General features: G+C 39.2%; 25 protein-coding genes, 1 other RNA gene and 1 pseudogene. 19 read left to right on the top strand and 8 right to left on the bottom strand.

What is annotated here, in order from left to right:
• Window positions 1–167 (bottom strand): annotated as a pseudogene (gene pgi, locus H9564_RS05390) (glucose-6-phosphate isomerase); the annotation flags it as partial.
• A 185-nt stretch (window positions 168–352) separates the two neighbouring features.
• Here pgi and H9564_RS05395 point away from each other — a divergent pair.
• The 4 genes from H9564_RS05395 (at window position 353) to H9564_RS05410 (ending at window position 3,937) form a co-directional block, all read left to right on the top strand.
• Window positions 353–943 (top strand): Rpn family recombination-promoting nuclease/putative transposase, encoded by a 591-nt coding sequence (locus tag H9564_RS05395; RefSeq protein ID WP_191684482.1) that lies wholly within the window; start codon window positions 353–355, stop codon window positions 941–943.
• 45 nt (window positions 944–988) lie between these two features.
• Window positions 989–1,357, top strand: coding sequence for a FliH/SctL family protein (locus tag H9564_RS05400; RefSeq protein WP_191684483.1), 369 nt, complete (start codon window positions 989–991; stop codon window positions 1,355–1,357).
• A 173-nt stretch (window positions 1,358–1,530) separates the two neighbouring features.
• Window positions 1,531–2,271, top strand: coding sequence for a LytR/AlgR family response regulator transcription factor (locus H9564_RS05405; protein ID WP_191684484.1), 741 nt, complete (start codon window positions 1,531–1,533; stop codon window positions 2,269–2,271).
• Between the two features lie 412 nt (window positions 2,272–2,683).
• Window positions 2,684–3,937, top strand: coding sequence for a GHKL domain-containing protein (locus tag H9564_RS05410; protein ID WP_191684485.1), 1,254 nt, complete (start codon window positions 2,684–2,686; stop codon window positions 3,935–3,937).
• A 49-nt stretch (window positions 3,938–3,986) separates the two neighbouring features.
• Here H9564_RS05410 and H9564_RS05415 read toward each other — a convergent pair whose 3' ends face one another.
• The 6 genes from H9564_RS05415 to H9564_RS05440 all read right to left on the bottom strand — a co-directional run bounded on the left by H9564_RS05415 (window position 3,987) and on the right by H9564_RS05440 (window position 10,288).
• Window positions 3,987–4,718, bottom strand: coding sequence for a zinc ribbon domain-containing protein (locus H9564_RS05415; RefSeq protein ID WP_191684486.1), 732 nt, complete (start codon window positions 4,716–4,718; stop codon window positions 3,987–3,989).
• Window positions 4,719–4,859: 141 nt separating this feature from the next.
• A complete protein-coding gene (locus tag H9564_RS05420) occupies window positions 4,860–5,720 on the bottom strand; it encodes a GRP family sugar transporter (protein ID WP_191684487.1) in 861 nt (286 codons plus the stop codon).
• Window positions 5,721–5,893: 173 nt separating this feature from the next.
• Window positions 5,894–7,354 carry a sensor histidine kinase gene (locus H9564_RS05425; protein WP_191684488.1) on the bottom strand — a complete coding sequence of 487 codons (1,461 nt, stop codon included), beginning with the start codon at window positions 7,352–7,354 and terminating at the stop codon, window positions 5,894–5,896.
• On the bottom strand, window positions 7,354–8,070 hold the full coding sequence (locus H9564_RS05430) for a response regulator transcription factor (RefSeq protein ID WP_191684489.1): 717 nt from the start codon (window positions 8,068–8,070) through the stop codon (window positions 7,354–7,356). Before H9564_RS05430 ends, H9564_RS05425 begins: the two co-directional genes overlap by 1 nt.
• A gap of 263 nt (window positions 8,071–8,333) precedes the next feature.
• A complete protein-coding gene (locus tag H9564_RS05435; protein ID WP_191684490.1) occupies window positions 8,334–9,449 on the bottom strand; it encodes a tyrosine-type recombinase/integrase in 1,116 nt (371 codons plus the stop codon).
• 206 nt (window positions 9,450–9,655) lie between these two features.
• Complete coding sequence (locus H9564_RS05440) at window positions 9,656–10,288, bottom strand: helix-turn-helix domain-containing protein (RefSeq protein ID WP_191684491.1); 633 nt, start codon at window positions 10,286–10,288, stop codon at window positions 9,656–9,658.
• A 176-nt stretch (window positions 10,289–10,464) separates the two neighbouring features.
• Here H9564_RS05440 and H9564_RS05445 point away from each other — a divergent pair, with 176 nt between their 5' ends.
• The 15 genes from H9564_RS05445 to H9564_RS05515 all read left to right on the top strand — a co-directional run bounded on the left by H9564_RS05445 (window position 10,465) and on the right by H9564_RS05515 (window position 21,739).
• Window positions 10,465–10,728, top strand: coding sequence for a helix-turn-helix domain-containing protein (locus H9564_RS05445; RefSeq protein WP_191684492.1), 264 nt, complete (start codon window positions 10,465–10,467; stop codon window positions 10,726–10,728).
• A gap of 151 nt (window positions 10,729–10,879) precedes the next feature.
• Window positions 10,880–11,065, top strand: coding sequence for a hypothetical protein (locus H9564_RS05450; protein WP_191684493.1), 186 nt, complete (start codon window positions 10,880–10,882; stop codon window positions 11,063–11,065).
• Between the two features lie 112 nt (window positions 11,066–11,177).
• A complete protein-coding gene (locus tag H9564_RS05455; RefSeq protein ID WP_191684494.1) occupies window positions 11,178–11,459 on the top strand; it encodes a hypothetical protein in 282 nt (93 codons plus the stop codon).
• A gap of 56 nt (window positions 11,460–11,515) precedes the next feature.
• Window positions 11,516–12,343: a bifunctional DNA primase/polymerase gene (locus H9564_RS05460; RefSeq protein WP_191684495.1), complete on the top strand. Its 828-nt coding sequence runs from the start codon at window positions 11,516–11,518 to the stop codon at window positions 12,341–12,343.
• A 3-nt stretch (window positions 12,344–12,346) separates the two neighbouring features.
• The gene (locus H9564_RS05465) at window positions 12,347–13,768 is read left to right on the top strand and encodes a DNA primase family protein (protein ID WP_191684496.1); all 1,422 of its coding nucleotides are present in this window, start codon (window positions 12,347–12,349) and stop codon (window positions 13,766–13,768) included.
• A 153-nt stretch (window positions 13,769–13,921) separates the two neighbouring features.
• Complete coding sequence (locus tag H9564_RS05470; RefSeq protein WP_191684497.1) at window positions 13,922–14,191, top strand: hypothetical protein; 270 nt, start codon at window positions 13,922–13,924, stop codon at window positions 14,189–14,191.
• A 2-nt stretch (window positions 14,192–14,193) separates the two neighbouring features.
• Complete coding sequence (locus tag H9564_RS05475; RefSeq protein WP_191684498.1) at window positions 14,194–14,358, top strand: sporulation protein Cse60; 165 nt, start codon at window positions 14,194–14,196, stop codon at window positions 14,356–14,358.
• Window positions 14,358–14,708, top strand: coding sequence for a phage head closure protein (locus H9564_RS05480; RefSeq protein WP_191684499.1), 351 nt, complete (start codon window positions 14,358–14,360; stop codon window positions 14,706–14,708). Before H9564_RS05475 ends, H9564_RS05480 begins: the two co-directional genes overlap by 1 nt.
• A 281-nt stretch (window positions 14,709–14,989) precedes the next feature.
• The gene (locus tag H9564_RS09135; protein WP_225209563.1) at window positions 14,990–15,190 is read left to right on the top strand and encodes an HNH endonuclease signature motif containing protein; all 201 of its coding nucleotides are present in this window, start codon (window positions 14,990–14,992) and stop codon (window positions 15,188–15,190) included.
• A 535-nt stretch (window positions 15,191–15,725) separates the two neighbouring features.
• Complete coding sequence (locus H9564_RS05490; RefSeq protein WP_191684501.1) at window positions 15,726–16,214, top strand: phage terminase small subunit P27 family; 489 nt, start codon at window positions 15,726–15,728, stop codon at window positions 16,212–16,214.
• Window positions 16,211–17,911 (top strand): terminase large subunit, encoded by a 1,701-nt coding sequence (locus H9564_RS05495; protein WP_191684502.1) that lies wholly within the window; start codon window positions 16,211–16,213, stop codon window positions 17,909–17,911. The genes H9564_RS05490 and H9564_RS05495 overlap by 4 nt, the downstream gene beginning before the upstream one ends.
• Before the next feature lie 18 nt (window positions 17,912–17,929).
• Window positions 17,930–19,063: a phage portal protein gene (locus H9564_RS05500; RefSeq protein ID WP_191684503.1), complete on the top strand. Its 1,134-nt coding sequence runs from the start codon at window positions 17,930–17,932 to the stop codon at window positions 19,061–19,063.
• On the top strand, window positions 19,038–20,597 hold the full coding sequence (locus H9564_RS05505; protein ID WP_225209560.1) for a phage major capsid protein: 1,560 nt from the start codon (window positions 19,038–19,040) through the stop codon (window positions 20,595–20,597). The genes H9564_RS05500 and H9564_RS05505 overlap by 26 nt, the downstream gene beginning before the upstream one ends.
• 85 nt (window positions 20,598–20,682) lie before the next feature.
• Complete coding sequence (locus tag H9564_RS05510; protein ID WP_191684504.1) at window positions 20,683–20,985, top strand: head-tail connector protein; 303 nt, start codon at window positions 20,683–20,685, stop codon at window positions 20,983–20,985.
• 337 nt (window positions 20,986–21,322) lie between these two features.
• Entirely contained in the window at window positions 21,323–21,739 is a 417-nt protein-coding gene (locus H9564_RS05515; protein ID WP_191684505.1) for a hypothetical protein, read from the top strand.
• 284 nt (window positions 21,740–22,023) lie between these two features.
• Here H9564_RS05515 and ssrA read toward each other — a convergent pair.
• Window positions 22,024–22,398: a transfer-messenger RNA gene (gene ssrA / locus H9564_RS05520) on the bottom strand.
• Window positions 22,399–22,557 lie beyond the last annotated feature (159 nt).

Genomic DNA, 22,557 nt, shown 5'->3' on the forward strand with positions numbered 1-22,557 from the left:
TTGTCGTAGTCGGTTGGTAAGTGGAGCCAGTCACGGAAGTCAGCACCGGCACCGGTACCATTCCGTAATTCGTCATCCGCCGCATTTACCATTGCTTGCATTTCACCAAGTTCGTTATCGTTAACGAACTTTTTGAGTGAACTAGTATCTAATTTAACTTGTGTCATTCTCCCGATCTTCCTTCTTTTTTGATTCACCTTTAATAATACCGAACGATGTAGCCGTTTTCAATTAGAATTAACAAAATCTAACTACAAGTATTTTTATCTTTAATTAGTGAATTCTTGCCTATTTTTCGTCTTATTAATTGAGGAGTACTTTCCTCAAATTTACATAAGAAGAAGCTAAGCGAATGAATAAGACAAATTTAGAAAGGCGCTGGGAAGAGGCCGGATTAACTGATGACTTCATTTTCAGTAAGGTCTTTTTAGATCCAGAGATTACTTTAGAATTGTTGCGACGAATCTTCCCTGAATTAGCGATTGAAGGAATTAAGATTCTCAATAGCCAGCAGGAATTTAAGAGTACCTATGATGTAAAAAGCGTCCGTTTCGATATCTACGTCGAAGATCATACGAATAATCATTACAATATTGAAATGCAAGTCGCTAACCATCATAACCTCCCCCAGCGAAACCGTTTTTACCAATCCAGTCTAGCAACTGCAGCTTATACGAAAGGGCAAAACTACAGTCACGCTGACAACACATTTGTGATCTTCTTTTGTTGTTTCGATCCCTTTGGCCTTGGCGAGCAGCGCTATGAAAGCAAACGAATGCTTAATTATTATCCTAATTATCCCTACAATGACGGTGAAAAAACAATCTTTTTCGATATTACAAACCTTCGGAAAACGATCGGTCCAAGAATGCAACACGTGTTAGATTTATTAGCCAACCGGAAGCTTGATGAAGAGGATGATTTCATCATACAATTAAAGTAAAGAATCGCACTAGTTAAACAAAATCGGAAATGGAGGAAAGAATATATGCAACGATCATTGTATGAAATGGATATGGAAAATGCCCGAAACGAAGCTGTTAAAGAAGGCCATGAGCGTGATCTGCAGCAAGGGCTACAAGAAGGACCGCAAGAGGGACGTGAACGTGGTCTACAAGAAGGGCGTAAGCAAGGATTAGAGCAAGGTCAGAAAGAAGGATTACAACAGGGCCTAGAACAGGGATTAGAACAGGTAGTGCAGCAAGGTTCTGATAATGAACGCCTCGCTCTCGTAACCGACCTCATCAAGAGTGGTCAATCCAAAGACCAAGTCATTAGCTTCCTTACCAACATCCGAAAGATGGAGCTGACTGAAGCTGAAGGCTACTACCAAAAGGCAATTAAAGCAATGCACTAACCTTCACCACTTCCCAATAACCTTAACAAAGCACCCCGCTTTGTTAAGGTTATTTCTTTTCACTGAAAAAGGTACCGCCTTTTTTCAGTAAGAAAACAAAATTAGCGTTTCATCATCCATCCAGCACCAAAATATAGTATATTCGTATTTGAAAATAGCAGGAGGAATGCGGGATGTTAAAAATATTCATCATGGAAGATAACTCACAGCAATTGGTCTACTATACTGAACTCGTAAAGGAGATCTGCAAGCAATTTCATGAAACTGAAATTGAACTGACTTCTTGTAGCTCAACTGAAGAAATGTTAGCGGTGATGCCAGAAGCCAGTGCTGACAACGTCTTTATCTTTGATATTGACATCAACAGTAACAAACGAGCCGGCCTGCAATTGAGCCAACTGATCCGCAACCGCGATCACCTCGCCCAGATTATCTTCATCACCGTTCATGACGAATTCCTCTACACGACCTACAAGTACCGGGTTAAGGCCCTTGACTTCATTGCTAAGGACCGGGGAAATATCCACCAAGAGCTCACCATCGATCTCAAGCGGATCATTGAGGAACACAAAAAGCGCAATTCTACCCCAGTCTTCACTTATAAGTCTTACAATCAGACTTCCACAATCCCCCTCGACGACATTTGTTACTTCGCATCGAATAAAGAAAATAGTCATGCCTGCACGATCCACACCGTCGATCACCAGGCAATTCAAATCCACCAAAACTTACGAGAAATCGAAAAACAAGATTCCCGCTTCTTCCGTGCACACCGAGGCTACCTCATTAATCCCCACCAGGTCCGCAAAGTTGATTTCTACTACCGCAAAGCCGACTTCTACAATGGAGATTCTTGTCCCATCTCCCAACGGCACGCACGGAAGCTCCTTCAGCTAATTAAAGAAGATAAATAAAAGACACTTCATAACTGTTAAGCCCAATCTTAACAACATGGAGTGTCTTTTTTAGATAACTCAAATCTTATTCATTACTTTTATTGCCAACCGCATTTAGGACCGCTTCAGTGATCTCTGCCGCATTTTCGTCATGCTCTTCAGCACCCTTTTCAATCACTGATTTAAGGTAAAGTTCCGGTTTTTGAAGAAACCTATCATCCTAATTCTTATTTAAAGATAAATTAGTTTACTCGTTCTCTTTTCTAATATATAGAAAGTAATCTCATGGTATGATAGTTTATGTATTTCTATTTAGGTGGTGTAAATTATCATTCATTATTTTCTACCGAGTGACCCTTTCATAGTAGTCATTTGGAAAGCCCTTAACCCGTTAATTGTGTCAGTTATCGAGCTGTTACTATTTCAGCTCTTGACGAAGATCAAAAGTCCCTGGTGGCTTTACCTGATTAATGCCTTTATCGGTATTTCGGTTGTTAATTCCATCCCGCTTACCTACTTGGTGCTTGTTATAATCCCGGTCCTCATTTATTTCTTTGTTGTTCACCGGAATATTACTTTTACCTTTGTCGCCAGCAGCTTTATTTTCGCTTACCTTTCTTACAATGTAATTACGGCGCTGATCGGACCAACCGTGTTAGGAATCTATAGCTCAATCTCACCGGAAACTACAATGGCTTTCAGTAATTGGGGTGCTAACTTCATTTTACTTGTTGAGGGATACCTGACCTACCTTCTCTTAAAGTCATTCTTGAAATCCTACCAAAAGTATACCCAAGTAGTTATCCGTCAACGGCAAATCTTTGCGTGGATTGTTAACATTTTCTTCGCTAGTTTCGAGTTAGTCCGCTTTGGCTACCACTACCAAATTTTGAAGTTCCCGCTGCCGGTTTACTTCCTGATCCTTATCCTCTACATGGTAATTACAATGGCAACCATGAAGATCAGTGCAAACTACTTTGCTTACCGTGACCTGGCAAATAACCAAGCCGTGGAATTAGCAAACTTACAGATCTATACCAGTCATATTGAATCGATGTATGATGATCTGCGACGTTTTCGTCATGATTATAAAAATATTCTTTTGAGTCTCCGGGACGCGATCCAAACGGGAACGATTGAGGATGTCCGCCGACTCTTTAACGAGATCGTCCTTCCAACAAACAATAACGTTGAGATCCGAACCGCTGTCCTCGGGCACCTCAAGAATATTAAAGATCTCGAAGTAAAGAGTCTAGTTTACAGTAAGGTTATCGCGGCGATTGAGCAACAGATCGATGTAACAGTTGAAGTAGTTGACCCAATTAAACTACCAGATAATGTTGATCAAGTTGATATTCTCCGAATGATTTCAATTCTATTCGATAATGCGATTAACGCTGCAGTTCAGTCCGAAAAGAAGCAGATTAACTTTAGCTTCTTTACTAAGGATGACGCGGAATATATCGTGGTTGGAAACTCTACAAAAGAAGAACGGGTTGACCTGCAAAAACTTTCCGGAAGCTTTAAAGGCCTGTCTAGCAGCCGTCATTCATTAGGATTACGGAACCTCCGTATCTTGCTTGCAAAGTACCCGTTTATCCAACACAACCTTTCCGCCAACCATTACTGGGTTGAACAGGTTTTGATTATTCACGGAGCAGCTGGAAAGAAAACTGAAATTTAGCAAAAGAGGCTTGGAAAACAAAATGTTTTCCAAGCCTCTACCTATTTATTCATCCCGTATTGGTAATAATGATACTTATATCAATATAGCGAACCCTTGGCTGCCCACTAACCTTAACTAGATAACTCTTATCTTCTAATGGATCGAACAATTCCCAACCAGAAACATGATTCTCTTTTCGTGTTAACTTAATATCGATCCGTCGCGGGGTAGTTATTAATGTGTTGTGCTGATTCATAATGATTTGTCCCCGCTGGCTGCTTTGCTCATACAGCTTACGCATCTTACCGACATTAATCGTCTTAATTAGTCGCTTATCAGTTGTCGTCTGCCCAATATACGCAATGGGAAGGTGGTAATTATCCGGCCGCTTATCCGTTTGGTTAACCACATAGTAACTTTTGTATAGTAGCTTTTGCTGCTGATCCAGGTAGGTTAACTCTAAACCGTAATAACCAGTAGACCGTCCCGAAACAAATAATTGACGGGTCGAAATAATATAGTATGAGGTTAGAATAAAAAGGATGATTGCGCCAATCCAACTAATAATTTTAATTAATCGCTTGTGATGGGAGTGAACATGGTTTATCAGCGGTACCGTTTGTAATTTTGCCTGCTTCAATGGGGTATGACAAACCGGGCACTCCTTGGTTCCGATTGGCGAAACCTTTCCGCAATTGGGGCATACAAGAGCAAACATCCCTGGTAGTTTTGCCCCACAATTGCGACAGAACAAGGCATCATCACTATTTACCGTATTACATTTCTTACACGTCTTCATTTTAATTATCCTAACTCTGAAATAATCCTCTACCTATTATATAAGAAAACGAAAAAGGAGGAAAACGGTAGCTCATCACCTTCCCGTTTTTCTCCTTTATTTGGATATTTTCTTTGATCTGCTTTAATTTTGACCTAATCTCTATGCGAAGGCAGTTGCGATACTACCAACAACAATTAAAACAATTCCCCAGATAGTGTAGGTCATTTCACGGTGGCTCTTGCGTTCGTGAAGAATCCAAATACCACCAAATGTTGCGATGATAACGTTTAATTGAGTGAAGATGAATGCTTCGGTAACACCGAGAGCCTTAGCTGAAAAGATGTAAGCAAAGGCGGCAATTCCCCATGATAAACCACCAAGAATGTTTAAGTACTGTTCCTTTTGCTTGAATGATGAAGCATTACCAGAGCAGATTGCGTAAATTACGGAACCAAGTAAAATCCCGAGCATTTCTGGGAGAAAGATCCCTTGGGCACTTTCATGAGCAACAATTGGCATCTTTGGGAAACTGGAGTATACCCAGAAACCAACAGTCGTAATCAGCAAGAAGATGAAGTTACTAGTAGTAACCTTCTTGTCTGAATTACCGTCAGATACTGATGTCATTAAAGCACCAATGATAACGATTGCTAAGGCGATGAAACCAATAGTCAAAGCCCGAGCGCTGTGCCATTCACCAAAAATGATAACCCCAATCAATGAGTTACCAACTAATTGGAAAACAGTTGAGAGTGGCATTGTGTTAGAAACACCCATCCGCTTAAAGGAAACGAATTGACCAATTTGACCAATTGTCCATAAGGCACCACACAATACTGAGAACCAGAAGGCGGTTGTGCTGACAGTTGGTTGAGTAGTGACGTACGCAATCAAACCAACAATTGTTGCACCGGCACCGATACCGAACATCTGATTAACAGCTGAGCCACCAATCTTACCGGTGATCAATGGCATAAGCCCCCAACCAAGCGCTGGGATTAATGCGAGTAAATAAACCATCTTTTTTCTCTCTCCTATCAAATGAATAATGATTACGAGATAGTATTATAACTGGTTGCAAACGTTTACACAAGGGCTTTCACAAAATGAATTGATGGTCTAAAACAGCTTATAGGTATAAATAAAGGTAAGAAAACGTTTAACAAAATATTGGTCTAAATGTGAAATCAGGATTATTGAGCATTCCGATGCGGGGCGTTCTGCTGATCAGGGAGAAAGATTGTGAATGTCGTTCCCTTCTTTGGCTGGCTTTTGACGGTAATTTCCCCGCCATGAAGGTTCACTAATTCATGAACAATCGGTAATCCAAGACCGGATTCACCATATTGACTATTACTTCGTGACTGGTCTGCCTTATAGAAACGTTCCCAGATGTTCTTGAGTTGTTTATCGGTCATTCCAATACCATTATCGCTGATCTTGAACTCACAACCATGCTTAACTTTTCGAGCAGTCACCTTAATTAAGCCGTCATCGGTGAATTGGATGGCATTTTGAATAATATTAAACATGATTTGAACAAAACGGTCATAGTCGGCATAAACTAGAAGCCCATCTGGAACATCTAGTTCAAGTGTGTCTCCCTTTTCGCTAGCTCGCTTGGCAAACTGTTCCTTAAGGTTCGTCAAAACGGCGGAACAATCAAATAACTTCCGGTCCATTGAGATTTGGTTAGTCCGGATCTTCTCGTAATCCAGATTGTCATTCACAAGACGGATAAGCCGCTGAGTATCATTCCGCATTAATTCAAGACTGTGCTTCCGGTCTTCTTCTGGAATGGCATCATACTGAAGACCTTCTAGTAGACCGTTAATGGTGGTCAATGGCGTCCTCATCTCATGAGCGGCATCAGCGAGGAACTTACGACGACGTTCTTCCTGCCGGCGAATTTCTTGTTCGGATTCACGAAGAGCTGTCGTCATCTTGTTAAAGCTTCGGGCAAGATCATCCATTTCGTCCTTCCCATTGACAGGAACCTTGACCTGGTAATTTCCCTTAGCAACTTGCCGGGTCGCAACCCGCAAGCGATCGATCCTTCCAGTAATTGAGCGAGCCATAATATAGCTGATTATTAAAGCCACCAACGTAGCGATTAGGAAGGCAACTGCTAGATTAATCTTAAGCTGATGCATATTTTCCTCTACCACAGAAACAAAGGTTGCGATCGAAACAACCGCGATTAACTTTTTATGGTAGAAATACGGCCGAATTACCTCGGTCATTGCTGAATGATCTGAATTATGAACGTTGATTTGGGGGCGAATAATCCGTAAGTAGATTGTCTTTCCCTTGCATAACTTTTTCCAGTCACTTTTACTAATCTGTGGTGCAAAGCCGTTACTAGCAAAGGTCTGCTTCTGGCTCACATCGAAGATCGCAAAATGAACATGTTGATTGGAAAGTAAGGCGGCATTGCTAAGAAGGGCCTGATTTTCAAAGCCACGAAACTTATGATTCACAGTATCATAGCGGATCGCATCCTGAACAAGACTATCAGAGTACGTTTTTAACTGGTTCCAGGTATTCCGGTACATTGTCTCGTTAGTAACGTTGATGAACGCAAGACTCAAGACAGCCATTAGAGTAATGATTACTGTGAAAAAGGCAATCATTAACCGATATAAGAGCTTCATTATTCCTTACCTTCATCATCAAACTTGTACCCGACACCCCAAACAGTCTGAATTACTTGGGGACCAACAGCTTCGAGCTTTTGTCGTAATTTTTTGATGTGGGCATCGACTGTTCGCTCATCACCGTAATATTCATAATCCCAGACTAATTGAAGCAATTGAGAACGCGTAAAGACTTGCCGTGGCTTACTTGCTAGTGTCTTTAGGAGATCGAACTCTTTTGGTGTCAGATCCTTAACGGGCTTTCTGTACATGTAAACTTCACGGGTCTTGGTATCCATCTTAAAGTGCTTAGTCTTAACATCAAAGCGATCACTGGCTTCCTGGTGGCTTTCCTGGACAGCACCAAGTTGTGAACGGCGCTTGAGAGCCTTAATCCGGGCAATCAAAGTAATCGGGCTGAATGGTTTTGTTACGTAGTCATCAGCTCCGATCCCTAAGCCAAGAACTTGATCACTCTCTGAGTCCCGCGCTGTCAACATAATCAATGGGACTGTAGATGAAATCCGCCGAATATCAGCTGCGACCTGCATTCCATCCTTTTTAGGCAAGTTCAAATCAAGCAGAATAACATCCCATTCATGAGGATCCGCACTAAACTTTCCTTCAGCCTCTACCCCATCATAAGCAAATTCATACTGCCAATTTTCTTTTTTGAAAAACATTGCCATCATTTCGCATACGGAATGATTATCCTCAATCATTAATATCTTCATTATGTCAACTCCTCCAATCATGCATATTTAAGTACACTATAATTTCCTGGGAAATAATTTATCAGTTATTATCAATAATTTCCTAAGTGAGTCTCCTTATACAATAAAAAGACTGATCATGCTGGCTATCAACATTCTCAGTCTTTCAATCACTGGTTCATTCACTAATGGAGATGACGGGAGTAATACCCCTAGTCTCCTAAACGCTGTCATATCAACATTCTTATGTTGCTGGGCGTTAGCCATACAACATCTGTACAACATTACAAGTTTTCAATGATATTTCCGATTGAATTATCCTTGACCGGGTGTAAATCATTATAAACCTGAATGGTAATTGAAGCGTCCTTGTGACCTAAAACTGAAGCAACCTTGTTAACGTTGATTCCTTTATCAATCAGTAGCCCCGTATATGTGTGTCTCAAACCATGTGGGGTTACATATAATGGTAGATTATAATTTTCTTCAATTACTTTCAACCATTTACCAGGCTTTGACGGTGATAATATACCGCCCTGCTGACTAGTGAATACTAATTGACTTGGTTTCAAAGAATTAACGTTAAAATATTGTAATTCTTTTTGTTGTACCAGTCGCCACTTTTTTAACACTTGAATTGTTTGTTGACCAATTGGAACGTTACGAACCGAGTAAATGTTTTTAGTTTTTCCTATTATTAGGTGGTTATCCGTATCACGGGTAACCGCCTTTTTTATTTTCAAAAAGCCATGTTCAAAATCTACATTATTCCAGGTTAAGGCCGATAGTTCGCTTTTTCTTAACCCTGTATGTGACAAAACAAAGAGAAATGCAAACGCCTTGTAATTACTATCTTTATACTGTTTCCTTAATCCTTGTTGAAACTGATTAAATTCTGCTCTGGTAAATGACCTTATTTTCTTTTTATTATGAACTTTTGGCCGTTCCACTTGCCTGAACGGATTATCAAAAATCAATTTATATTTAATAGCCAAATCAAAAATACTGGCAGCGTCGTTAATTAGCTTGTTAAAGAACTTTAATTGATTAGCCCATTGATAAACTAGCAATTGACAGTCATTAACTTTTATTTCTTTAATAGCCCTGTTGCCTAAAGCTGGTAACAAATGATTTTTACATTCAGATTCATATTTTCTATAAGTAGAACCTTCAACTGTATGTTTCTTATTATCAAGCCAACGATTAGCTATTTCTTCAAAAGTCACCTGGTCATTATCACTGAAACCGTGATTCTCAATTTCAATCATCTTTCGGCGATACCAGGAACGAGCTTCACCTTTTGTAGTAAAGCCGCCCTTGTTATGTTGCTTGTTATCTGGTGTACGGTATGCAACCCGATAACGTCTACCATTCTTAGTTTGATACTCATATGGTGTCATTTTTCATTCTCCTTTATACGTCCATTGTCTGGGCGTGAATTAATGACACGGGGGATATGTTAGGAGATGAAAACACTGTGAGTAAATAGTACATTTGCATGGTACCTTGGTACCGCACCCCTTGAGCCTTACAGCCACAAGGGTTTAGCGGTACCTTTTTACTTTTTGCGGTACCACTTTTGTTTTAAATTGAAAGTGGTACCTGGCTACCTACTTGATTCGGGATCTTTCTTAACAGGAAAGCTAGAAAGAAATTTATCAATATTAGGAATAATATCGTCTTTATCATACTCAATAGTACCATTAGCGATTTGACGAAACATATTTAACAACGTTGCCATTTCAGAATTTTGATTATCTGAACCATATAGTCGTACAAGGTTAAAGAAAATTAAAAAATCACTTAAACTATATCCAGATAAAATACTTAATGGCTTCTTATCTATTAATTCTCCCTGCTGTTCTATTAATTGGCGAATTTCTTCACTAGAATTTTTAGCAAGCCTACTAGTGGTGGCACGGAGATCAAGCTGTGACTCTGCAAGCTTTTTTTGTTCATCACCAGTTAATTTTTCGCCACCGACAGCTTTATCTAATAATACTTTAGTAGCCATCAAGCTCAAACCGCTACCATTAATAAGGTAATCAACAGAGACAGAACCGAGATCGGCAATGTATTTTAGTCTCTTGGCACTGGGAAGAGTTTCACCCTTTTCCCAACGTGAAACAGATGACTTATTAACAGGCGGATTAAAAGCTAATCCAAAATCAATTTGTGTTTTACCAAGCTTTTCACGCACAGCTTTTATTCTATCACCAATAGCTTTATTACTTTTCAAAAATATCACCACCCAGAATTAAAATAGTTGCAAAAAAATTGCATTTAATTCTTGACATCATATTATCAGTAATGTATATTAAAGTCAATCAGTTGCATATAGGTTGCACTAAGCTGATTTTTTATTTGTTATTTAGTTGCATATAAGTTGCTTTTATAAGAAAGAAGGTGAAGACTATGGAACAGTTAAAAGTAGAGTTGCCTAAGAATGTTACAGACGCTATCACTGCGGCAGTATTTGACAGTTTCAAGCTAGCACAAAAGTCAGCAACTAACGACTGGCCGTTGTACTTATCTAAGAAGCAGGCTTGCCAGTACCTAAACATTGCTAACCGGACGCTCAATGAGTGGATCGAAACTGGTGACATTCCCTACAAGCACATTGGTAAGACCTACCGCTTCAACCGCAACGACTTAGACAAGTTCATGGCTACTAAGTAATCAACCTGGCACGGGGGATGTGTTAGGAGGTGGTTTATGCTGCAAACTTTCTAAGTGGTTCTGAACCACTTAAAAGTAAAGGGTTGAATTGGATAACACAAATAGTTAAATCGTAAAATATTATGGCAATATTTAGAAAGGAAGACCATTGATGATCAAGTTAATTAATTCTAAGCTTACTGCCCTTCTTATGGGTGGCTGGATTGTTTACTGTCTAACAGTTAAAGCATTTGATGGAGCATTGTTTTTATTAACAATCTACTTACTTGCTTTATATGAAAATAAAAAAGCCATTAGCAACCTACAAGATCCTACCCGAGTAGCTGCTAATGACTAAGTTTCATAGGGAATTTAATAAAGAAAAAGTCTATTGATGAACAACCAACAATAGACGAGATAGCTTTATTGAATTCCTTTTTATTCTAACAGAATAGAAAGGAAAGTTAAAGATGAAAGCAAATATCAATATAAACAATCTTGAAGAGACAAGCACGTATTTAAGCATAGTAGAAGGACTAGAACAAGCATTAAGTGATTCACTAGACATGTTATTTAGTCATGTTCCCGATGAAAAAGAAGAACATTTAAAAACCGTTGATATTTATTCAACTTTTTATGAATTAAGAAGAGATCAGAATAAAATATTTTCTTTAACAGCAGCTACTACGGATGTGCTTAAAAGAGTTCATAAGACATTAGATACTGAAATTAATAACTACTACATTGAATAAGGCAATAAGCAATGTATTTAATTGCTTCTCAGACAACACGAAAAAGGAGGTAGGCTATGAATAACACATTCAATGTGGCTCAGAGCCTTTCAAAAAGCGGGATAAAAGTTTATCCACTATCTACTGGTAGCAAGATCCCTGTTGCTGGTTCACATGGCGAACATGATGCCACCGATGATCTGGATACCATTAAAAGATGGTTCAATTATAACCCTAACTTCAACCTTGCTATTAATCTACAAGTTAGTGGATTAGCAGTTGTTGACTTGGATAATCATAGCAACGAGACAAACGGTGTTCAGAATTACAGTAAATATATTCGTAATCGTGGTAATGGTTATGTTGATACACTGAAAACTTACACGGAATTGACCCCAAGAAATGGGCTTCATATCTTCTACAAACTCAATCATGATTTAGGCAACAAAGATATTCAATTGATGCCCGGTGTGGAATTACTAACCGGTAAAGTCACAATTGCCCCTAGTTTCATTGCTAAGTTCAACAAAGGTTATCGAGCAGAATATCAAGGATTTCAGCTACTAAGTTATGACAACGTACAACCACTACCAGAATGGATTATTGAACTTGCTGAAGAAGCACAGAAAAGAACTGTTAAACCCGCTACTGTATATGAGAATTACCAGCCAGGTCAAAAGAGGTGGACGGGTCATTTACTTGATGACTTGGTGCAAGGTGCTAATGAAGGCGACCGCAATAATTATTTAACCAAGCTAACCGGTAAAATGTTTCGGGTTGGTGCTGATAGTAAGACAGTCTATAACTTACTATCATTTGCTAACAGTAATTGTGAACCACCCCTACCCGATCATGAAGTTAATTCAATTTTTGGTTCGATTCTTAAAAAGAACGGAGGACGTTAATTAATGCCAGTTAAAGAAATACCAAAAGAATACCAAAATGCAGCGGACAAACGAGATGCAGAAATGAAAGAACAAACCAAGAAAGTTACGCCTATTTGGCTATATCGTGACCAAGACGACAAAAAGAAAGTAAATACAGTTTTGTTTGCTAAAACAATCATTAAAGAGAACCCAATGGTCAACAATAAGTTTAGTCAAGATGGCTACTGGTACAACAAAAAAACGGGATATTGGTTCACTGACACCGATACCCATTTAAAGAAGATTATTGTTAACGATTTAATCAAAGCTAATAAGTGGCAGCCGTCACTATATGGCAATGTAAAATTATTAGTTACAGTTATGGCAACTTCAGAGAATAACGAAAATCCATTTGACCACAGCGACCCTTATTTAGTTAGTTTCAAAAATGGTACATATGACGTCAAGTCTGATGCTATGAAGCCTAATTCAGCGAATGATTATATACTACAAGGCCACGACTATAATCTAAATATTAGTGGAAGCGCGCCAATCACTAACAAATGGTTTAAAGAAAGTTTTGGTAGTAGAGAGGCTGCCAATGTTGTTAAAGCCTATATTGGTTACATGTTTGTACGGACTTATCAAAATTATCAAAAGTTCATGATCCTTCACGGAAAAGGTGGAGACGGTAAGTCAACTATTCTTAATTATTTACGTTCATTAATTGGAGCAAGCAATACTTCAAACGTAGATTTAGCTGATTTAGTAGATCGTTCCAATGGTAAGTTTTTAACTTCAAAGTTATATCAAAAAGACTTAAATTATTTTGCCGATATAGGCGATGGTTTCATGGAACAAACAAGTATTCTGAAGGGCTTAACTGGTGGGGATGCTATTACTGGTCAGTTCAAAAATAAAGACCCGTTCGAGTTTGTCAACCATGCTAAGTTGATTTTCAGTGCTAATAGTCTACCTGTTTTTAATGACTTCACCGATGGTTTTATTAGACGACCAATTATCGTAGAGGTTCATAGAATTAAACATTTTACTGATAAATATTCTATGAAAACTATTCAAGCAGAGCGTGGTGCCTTTGCTTACGAATGCTTAACATTGTTCAAACAATTATTAGATGACAATTACCCAGGCCAATTAGATCAGTGGGGCTTCCCTACTACCGATGAAATGAAGCAAGCATTACACACTTGGATCATTAACAATGACTTGGTCTCACGTTGGTTAGATGAACGATGTGATACTAGCGACAATACTGCTTTTGAAAAAAATGTATATGTATATGATAGTTACAAGCAATTCTGTACTAGTGAAGGCGGCCACCCGTTAGGTAAACAGAAATTCAACGCTAACTTAGAAAAACACGGGATTAATACAAAAGCTCAGAAAAAAATCGAAGGTAGAAAATATCGAGGTTACAAAGGGATTCGACTACTCAATGATTAAAGGTACCATTTTTACCCCTAAAACAAAAACGGTACCAATAAAAATAAAACGGTACCAATAAACGTTGATATATCAAGGGTTACAGTGTGCGGTACCAAGGTACCACTTAAATGCACTAATCAGTAGGGTAGAATACAGAAAGGAATTATTAAGATGCCAGTATTAAATCAAGGCAAGAAAAAAATACCACTGCAAAAACTAGCAGTAGTAAGGTTATCAATGGCAGATGGTCAAGTAATATATAGCGATGGTCAAGCATATGTTGGCGTGCAAGGCAATAAAACCTTTTTAGCTAAGGAATTTAAAAACCAAGTTAACGACATTCTTAAATATGATGGCAATACGCTAATCAATCCTAAACAATGTGTATGTGCTAGACCAATGATGAAATTAGTTGATATGAACCCAGGAGATGATAAGTGATAATGAAAGTTAAAATAATCCACCAATACAGAGACCGTCCGATTGATCTATCAATCAATGATTTTATAAAGGATAAAGAAGTAATAGATATTAAATATTCTATGTGTGCTTATGGTGAAGATTCTTTTGATTCGGCTTTAGTAATTTACAAGGATAGTGATAATTGATGCTTAATTATGATATTACACGAATGAAACAACGTGTTGAGTTTGGTACCTATGACTATGTATCAGATGATTCGTTGGAAGGTGGTCATGAAACTTTCAAGCCACTAACTACCGTTTGGTGTGGAGAATACACCAATACCCAGACCCAAACATTTGATAATCTAGGAACACACGTCAACGCTGATTTAGTATTGGCAATTAGACACAATCCAGATGTTAATAAGAAACTAAGTGCTAAGTACAAAGATCATGAATACAAGATTATTGCTATCAACAGCGATGACAGACTTAATGCCTTTGACCTTATTACTTTGCAAGATAAAAGTGGAGTAAGTAATAACAATCAATGATTAGAGGTGTCGTAATATGCGACACCCTTTTTATTAGGAGGCAAGTAATGAAACCTAGACACTTATGTAATTATCCTGGTTGTAATGAATTAATACCGTACGACCAGAGCTATTGCAGTAAACACGAATATAAGAAACCGATAGATAGAACTAACAAGCAGCAACGACACCAATTAAATAAGGCTATCTATCATAAGCGAATTACTAGCAAGCATGAAGGTAAGTACCAACGTTTCTATCGTTCGACAGCATGGAAGAAGCTAAGCCACCATTGGTTAATGATGCACCCGTTGTGTGTTAACTGTGAAGCACACGGAATATATCGCAAAGGTGATCTGGTAGACCATATCATTGAACTAAGAGACGACTGGAGCAAGCGACTAGATACAGACAATCTACAAACATTATGCTATGCTTGTCACAACAGAAAGACAAGGCAAGCTAAATATAGGAGACAACAACATGAAAGACAAATGGAATAGGTTCAAAGATAGCAACTGGTTTGTAGTTATATTCTTTTTGATTGTACTTTTAATTGGATTTATATTTGCCTATTGGATAGTCTTCAAGTTACACCTATTGTTACTAGTTATGTTTATCTTCTTGCTTTGGCTGCTAGTGAAGTTTATTGAATTGCTATTCTAATCAAAATAAAATTTGAAATTGCTGAACGTGAAATACCGTTCGGCTTTTTTATTGTTTAGGGGGGCTATGGCAACGGCGAAAAGAGCGGCACATCCACATTACTTTCGGTAAAAGTCCAAATTCGCTTGTTTTTCATAGTATTCACGAACATTATCAATAATAAATAGTATATTGTTCGTACTTTACACTATTTATGTTTTTTTCTTAACATTCAGTCAAAATATATAAGTATTGTTCGCAAATTAGCTAATATTAACTTGCCTTTTTGAGCTAAAAAGGGTATAATGTTCGTATAATAAAGATTACTGGGTATAAATAGCCATTAGATGTTCGTCTATTGGCTATTTTTTATATAACTAAGGTGGTGAATGTATGGCTGGAGCAAAAATTAAACCAGTAGAAAAGTTAAGAGGCCACTGGACGAAAGATCAGTTAGCAGATCGTGAAGAAGTCCAGAATAACCTTAAAAAAAACTATGATTCAATTGATGAAACAGTGCCCGAAGAGTTACACGGTTACGCCCGTAAGGAATGGCAAAAGATCGTGCCCCTGCTCAAAAAGGAAACACCAGCAAGCAACCTAGACCGTAGCCAATTAATTAATTACTGTGTCCTAGCACAGACAGTCCACACCTGCCAAAAGTATATCCTTCAAGATGGCTTGTGTGTCATGACTTCGCAAGGCACTAAGAAGATCAATCCATACTTCAATATGCAAGACAAGGCCATTAAGAATATGCGTGCCATTGCTAGTGACTTCGGACTGAACATTAGCAGCCGGGCCAAGTTAGAGAACCAGAAGGTAAAGCAACAAGACCCCGAAGACCCGTTTGCTGCCTTCTTAGAAGATGATGCCGGGTGATTAAATACGTTGATGATGTATTATCTGGCAAGATCGTAGCTGGCAAGAAGATACGCCTAGCCTGTGAACGCTACAAGCGTGATTTAGAGCGTTCAAAGAGTGACGACTTCCCCTTCTACTATGATGAAAAGATGGCACGTAAAGCCTGCCAGTTCGTCCAGATGTTGCCATTAACCGATGGTGGAAAGTTTCACTTAGCAGAATACCAAGAATGGATTGTAAGCGAGTTATACGGCTGGCGAGTTAAGGAAACGGGAGAACGGCGTTATACACAGGGTATGGTATCAATGGCCCGTAAGTCTGGTAAAACTTACCTAGCTGCTTCCCTGGCCGCTATTGGCTTGATGATGGAAAACAAACCGGCTAAGAACCGCCAAGTCCTATTCGTCTCAAATGCACTGAAACAAGCTAAGCTGGGGTACAATATGCTTTCGAGTAGTCTTAGACAGGTTCAAAAGACTAGCCGTCTAGTCCGTCACCGAGTTAAGGTGCAAAAAGAACGGATTACTGATCTACCTACCGATAGTTTTGCTACGGCCCTAGCTAGTGACACCAATACACTTGATGGTTACGCCGGGACAACGATTATCCTAGACGAATACGCCGCCGCCAAAGATCGCAAGGTATATGATGTTTTGAAGTCTGGACAAGCCCAGGAGCCTAACAGTCTGCTATTGATTATTTCAACCAGTGGCCTAGATTTGAATGTTCCTATGTACACTGAATATAAGATGTTAAGCGATGTGTTAGCTGGTAAGAAGCAAGCAGATCGCTATTTTATTGCTATCTGGGAGCTGGACGACCGTAAAGAAGTTACTAATCCTAAAACCTGGATTAAAGCTAATCCTATCTTTGAAATTCCAGCAATTAAGAAGCGTATGCAACCTAAAATTCAAGATGATGTGGATTTAGGAATAGCGCAAGATGATTTAATACCAGTCTTAACTAAAAACTTTAATATGTGGCTTCAAGCTGCCGATGATTCCTATATTAGTGTGGACGACTGGGATAAAACCGAAATAGATGCCCCCGACACCACCGGACGTGATGTCTATATTGGCGTGGATATGAGTAAGACCAACGACTTAACGGTGATTAGTTGGGTAGTTCCAATTGATGGCCGTTTTTACGTGGATTCTCATTCGTGGGTAGGCACTAAGTATGGTTTAGATCGCAAGATTAAGTTAGACGGCTTCAATTACCGGGCTGGTGAGAAGCGTGGTGAGTGTTCTATCACTACCCTAGAAAGTGGCGTAATTGATACCGATGATGTGTTCAGTTACCTAGTTAATCTAAGCAATAAGAACCACTGGAAACCGATTATCTGTTATGACCCCTATAACTTCAATGATATTTTAACCAAGATTGAAAAACAGATGCCTAACTGGGATATGCGAGCCGTAAGACAAGGTAGTTTGACGCTCAATGTTCCTACCCGTGATTTTAGAGACAAGCTGTTTCAAAAGAAGATCATTCATGGCAATAACAAATTGCTTCGCTACTCAATGATTAATGCCCGGATCAAAGAAGATAACAACGGCTGGCAACTACAAAAGAAAAGCCGTAACTCTAACAGCCGGATTGACCCGGCGGCTGCCCTTATGAATGCTTATGTATTCGCCCGTTCTTACTTTGATGACCAGGAAAAGAGTAAGACGCTCAATGACTTCTATTCCAGTTCAGAGTTTTTGCAATGAAAGGTGGTGAGATTTTTAATGAGTTTGTTTGATAACTGGTTTAGTAAGAATACGACTACAACCAATCATGACCCGTTTCTTGATGCGTTGGTTAGCATTTCAAGTGACGACCCCTATGCCTATGTATCACCATCAAACTTGCGCAATAGCGATGTTTTTACGGCAATCAACATTATTGCCAGTGACATTGCTTCAAACCCTGTTCTGTGTGATACGGACGTAATCAATAAAGAGATTAACAGTAGCCCGAACGACACGATGGACGGTTTCCATTTCAAATTCGCTCTGGCCGCTAATATGCTACTGAATGGTAATTCGTTTGCTGAAATACTGCCTAACCATAACTTGCGGTTTATTCCTAACAATCAAATGACCGTAAGCCAAGACACCATTACCGGGCGGTTAAAGTATACCTACTCACCTAACGGGAAAATTAAGCGAGTGATTCCACCGAACAAGGTGCTGCACTTCAAATATTTCACCCTTGACGGTGTATCTGGATTAAGCCCCCTGTATGCGTTGAAAGATGAGCTAGGAGTACAAAACGCTGGCAACAAGCTACTACTTAACTTCTTTAACAATGGGATTCACGGTACAACGGTGGTCAAGGTCAATCAAGCTGATCTAAACCCCGAAAGCATTAAAAACATTCGTAAGAAGTTCGATGATGCTAATTCCGGGCCTAACTCAATGAAAACCGTTGTGGTAGATGATTCTATGGACGTTAGCAACCTGTCACTCAATACAGACGTACTTAAACTGGTCAACTCTAACGACTGGACGACAAGACAGATTGCCAAGGCGTTTGGTCTGCCCGTTGAGCGGTTAGGGCTTGAAAACGAGCATAGCAACCAGCAACAAAGTAACCTGCAATACTTACAAAGTACCCTGCAACACTACTTTGATTGTTTTACAAGTGAACTATCGAAGAAGTTTGGTAAGGACTTTACCTTTAATACCGACAAGCTGCTAAGCCTTGATCCTGCTACCATTCAACAGCAAGCAATTGACGGCTATAATAACGGCTTGCTGACCAGGAATGAAGCCCGTAGCAAGTTAGGGTTGCCACCGACTAGCGATGGTGACAGCTTTAACGATGATTCAGAGAAAGGAATGAATGAAAATAATGGAAGATCGCCGATTAACGATTAACGCTGAATTGCGAGCAGCAGAACCGACCCCACAGCCGACTGCACAGCCCACTGACAGCGATAAGCAGGATAAGACAGATAATTCACCACAACCTGCTAAAACGGCCCAGAACAGCCCGAAGAAGCTCTCCGGTTATGCGATTGTTTGGAATACTCCTAGCAAGGATTTAGGGGGCTTCAAAGAAGTTGTTTCACCGGACGCTCTTAAAGGCGTTGACCTGTCTAATGTATTAATGCTCAATGACCATGACTATACACAAGTTCTGGCAAGTGTTAAGGCTGGCACCTTAAAGCTAACTCCAGATGATAAGGGGCTGCACTTCGATGCCACCCTGCCAGACACTACTACCGCCAACGATGTATTCGCCAATGTTAAGGCTGGCAACTTAGACAGTTGCTCATTCAGTTTTGATGTGGACGATGGTTCCGACAAGTGGGAAAAGGACGACCAGGGGAATATCACCCGGACTATCAATCAGATTAAAGACCTGTTTGATGTATCTGTGGTGGCCGTGCCTGCTTATGATTCAACCAACGTAGATGCCGACAATTCAGACAACCAAAATGTAAATGTTAATACACGTTCCTATGAAAAGTTTATCAAGGGGGAAAACAAGAAGATGACTGAAAAGACTATTATTGATAACAACGAAAAGACTGAAACCCGTAGCTTTGAAGACTTTATTCGCTCTCACGGTGAAATGCGAGACGGTTTGAAAACTTCCGGTGCTACTGCCGTAATTCCACAAGAAGTTGTAACGCCTGTCTTAGAGTTAAAGAACAGCAAGTATAATCTGGCTCAATACGCTACTGTTAAGACCGTTTCTGCTGGTTCCGGTCACTACCCAATCGCTAAGCGCAACAATAAGGCGGTCCTTGCTACGAAGGAAGAATTGGCCGACATTGCGGACGTTGACGCTAATATGTTTAAAGACGTGCCGTTTGATGTGAAGACCCGTGCTGGTAAGATTGCCCTATCAAACGAAATCGTAGAAGATGCTGCCGTTGATATTGTGGCTGAAGTTAAGAACCAACTGCAAAAGCTGGTTGACAACACCGATAATCAAAACATTATGAAGGTGCTGACCAGTGACACGTTCAAGAAGGAAACTGCTACTGCCACCGATGATTTAAAGAAGATCTTCAACGTTGAATTAGACCCTGCCTTAAACAAGATGTGGTTAGTCAACCAGTCTGGATTTAACTACCTGGATACTTTGAAGGACAGCGAAGGCCGTTACCTGCTGCAACCTAACCCAACCGCTGCTAGTGGTTTCTCACTGTTTGGTGCCCCAGTGGTAGTGATTAGTGATGCGGTTATGCCTAACAATGCTGACGGTTCATTCCCGATGATTGCTGGTGACATTTCCGAAGCCGTTGCCGTTTTCCGGCGATCACAATTACTCGCCCAGTGGGATAAGTTCGATCAATTTGCACAAGGTTTATCTGTCATTGTTCGTTCTGATTATGAACCTATTTCAAGTGACGCTGCTATTAACGTCTCACTTTCCGCTACCAAGCCTGCTGGCAAGTAGCCAATAATATAGTAACAGTCAATTCAAAGAGCCTACCTATTCGTTATGAGTGGGTAGGCTCTTATTTTGTTAGGAGTGATATAAAATGACAGATACAATAAACAATCAACCCGAAATCAGTGTTGACACCATCAAAGACGCTTTGAGAATTGATGGTAATGAAGATGATGTATTGATTCAAAGCTATATTAATACTGCCAAGAATTATGTAGCCAGTGCTATTGTTGATAGCCAGCCTAATGATGAATTAACCAAAAATACTAAATATCGTTTGGCAGTAATTATCTTAGTTCAGTTCTGGTATAGCAACCGCACAACTGATATGAAGAAGACACCATACCAAGTTCGCTCACTGATTCAACAATTACGTGGTGAATATTGGCAGTAATTCATTAAACGAATAATATAGAGAAAATTATTCATAAATGTTATAATAATGATGTGCTTTGAAAGGCACAAACAAAAAGAAAGGTGGTGAAAATCCACCTTCTTTGTAGATTTTTTCTTTGTTCAATGATGTAGTTGTTTATGTTGAAACAAGCAACCAGATTTTACAAACATCATTTGACTTTGTTAATCGATTTTTTCATCTACTAATAAAATAGCTGAAGTTACAGAGCTTTGCTCACCAGGCAACTGGCAGAGTTGTACGTAACTATTAAGGCGTCGTTAATTGCGACGCTTTTCTTATATACCCAGTAATCACATTAAAGGTGGTTACAATTATGCGAAAAGATATTAAAAAGATACGTCAAGTATTAAAAGACTATGCACAATTAAAAAAGGATCTAGCACTAATCAATGCACGTAATACACTGATTAGTAGTCCTTCATTTGAAGGTGTTAGTTCTCACAGCAATACTAATCATACTGAAATTAAATTCGTCAATCACGCTGATTTAAACTGGCGATTACACCACGTGGAAGAAGCAATTAACAATATTGAAGATTCTAAATACCGATTTATTATTAATAAGTACATAATCAACAAAAAGTACAATCGTCAAGAACTATGTGACCGATACAATATTGGCTTGCGAAGCTTTAACAGTATGAAAAATCGTGCATTAGTTGAATTTGCCAAAAATTATGGTATGGATCAGCTCTTAGATGAAATGAAAAAGCCACAGGTGTATGATTGATTATCTTATGTTGACTAGCAGGCCAATGATTGGTACAATGAATCTTGTCGTTATTTTTATCTCAAGGGCGCTCTCACAGTAGAGCGCCTTTTTTATTACACTAAATTTAAAATAAAAAAACCATCACGTTTTGTTGTGATGGCCACGCCCAGACAATATTTAATTTCTATACAACATTTCATACAACATTTATTTGCAATTCAATGCTATTTATTGAAAGTTGTATTTCTCAAAGCCTTATTATATCGGCGTTTTGAAGTTGCTTACTACTCAATGCAACCCCACAATGGAGATGACGGGAGTCGAACCCGTGTCCAAGCATATCGCCATTTCAATCTCTACGTTCGTATCTCAACTATTTAAATTTCATTAGCCAAAACGCCGTTGATCAGGGCAACCATGACTAACTAGCTTGGTAATCTCTTCTTAATGCTTCAAGCCTGAGCATTAAGCGTAGTCCACTATTTTATGAAACCCATCACTGCATCATGGACGAACCCAGGATGGATTTACGCGCGCTACTTGTTAGGCAGCGTATGCGTAAGAGTTTGAATTATTGTTTGCAGTTATAATTTAAAACTGAGCGTTTTTACGAAGACGCAACCTTCGAAACGCAATTGAAACTCGACCTATACCTGTCGAATCCAAAAAACATCCCCAAGATACTGTATTAATTGTATCATTGAAGTGGCTTAATTGCACTACTTAGACTTATTTTTATTCTAAGAAAGAACTCCCAACTAGATGCACTTAACACCTAGTTGGGAGTTTTATTTGTTAGGATTAACGTTCTAGGCAACATAGCCGAAATGTGTTTA

The sequence above is a fragment of the Limosilactobacillus avistercoris genome (assembly GCF_014836425.1).
GTDB lineage: Bacteria > Bacillota > Bacilli > Lactobacillales > Lactobacillaceae > Limosilactobacillus > Limosilactobacillus agrestimuris.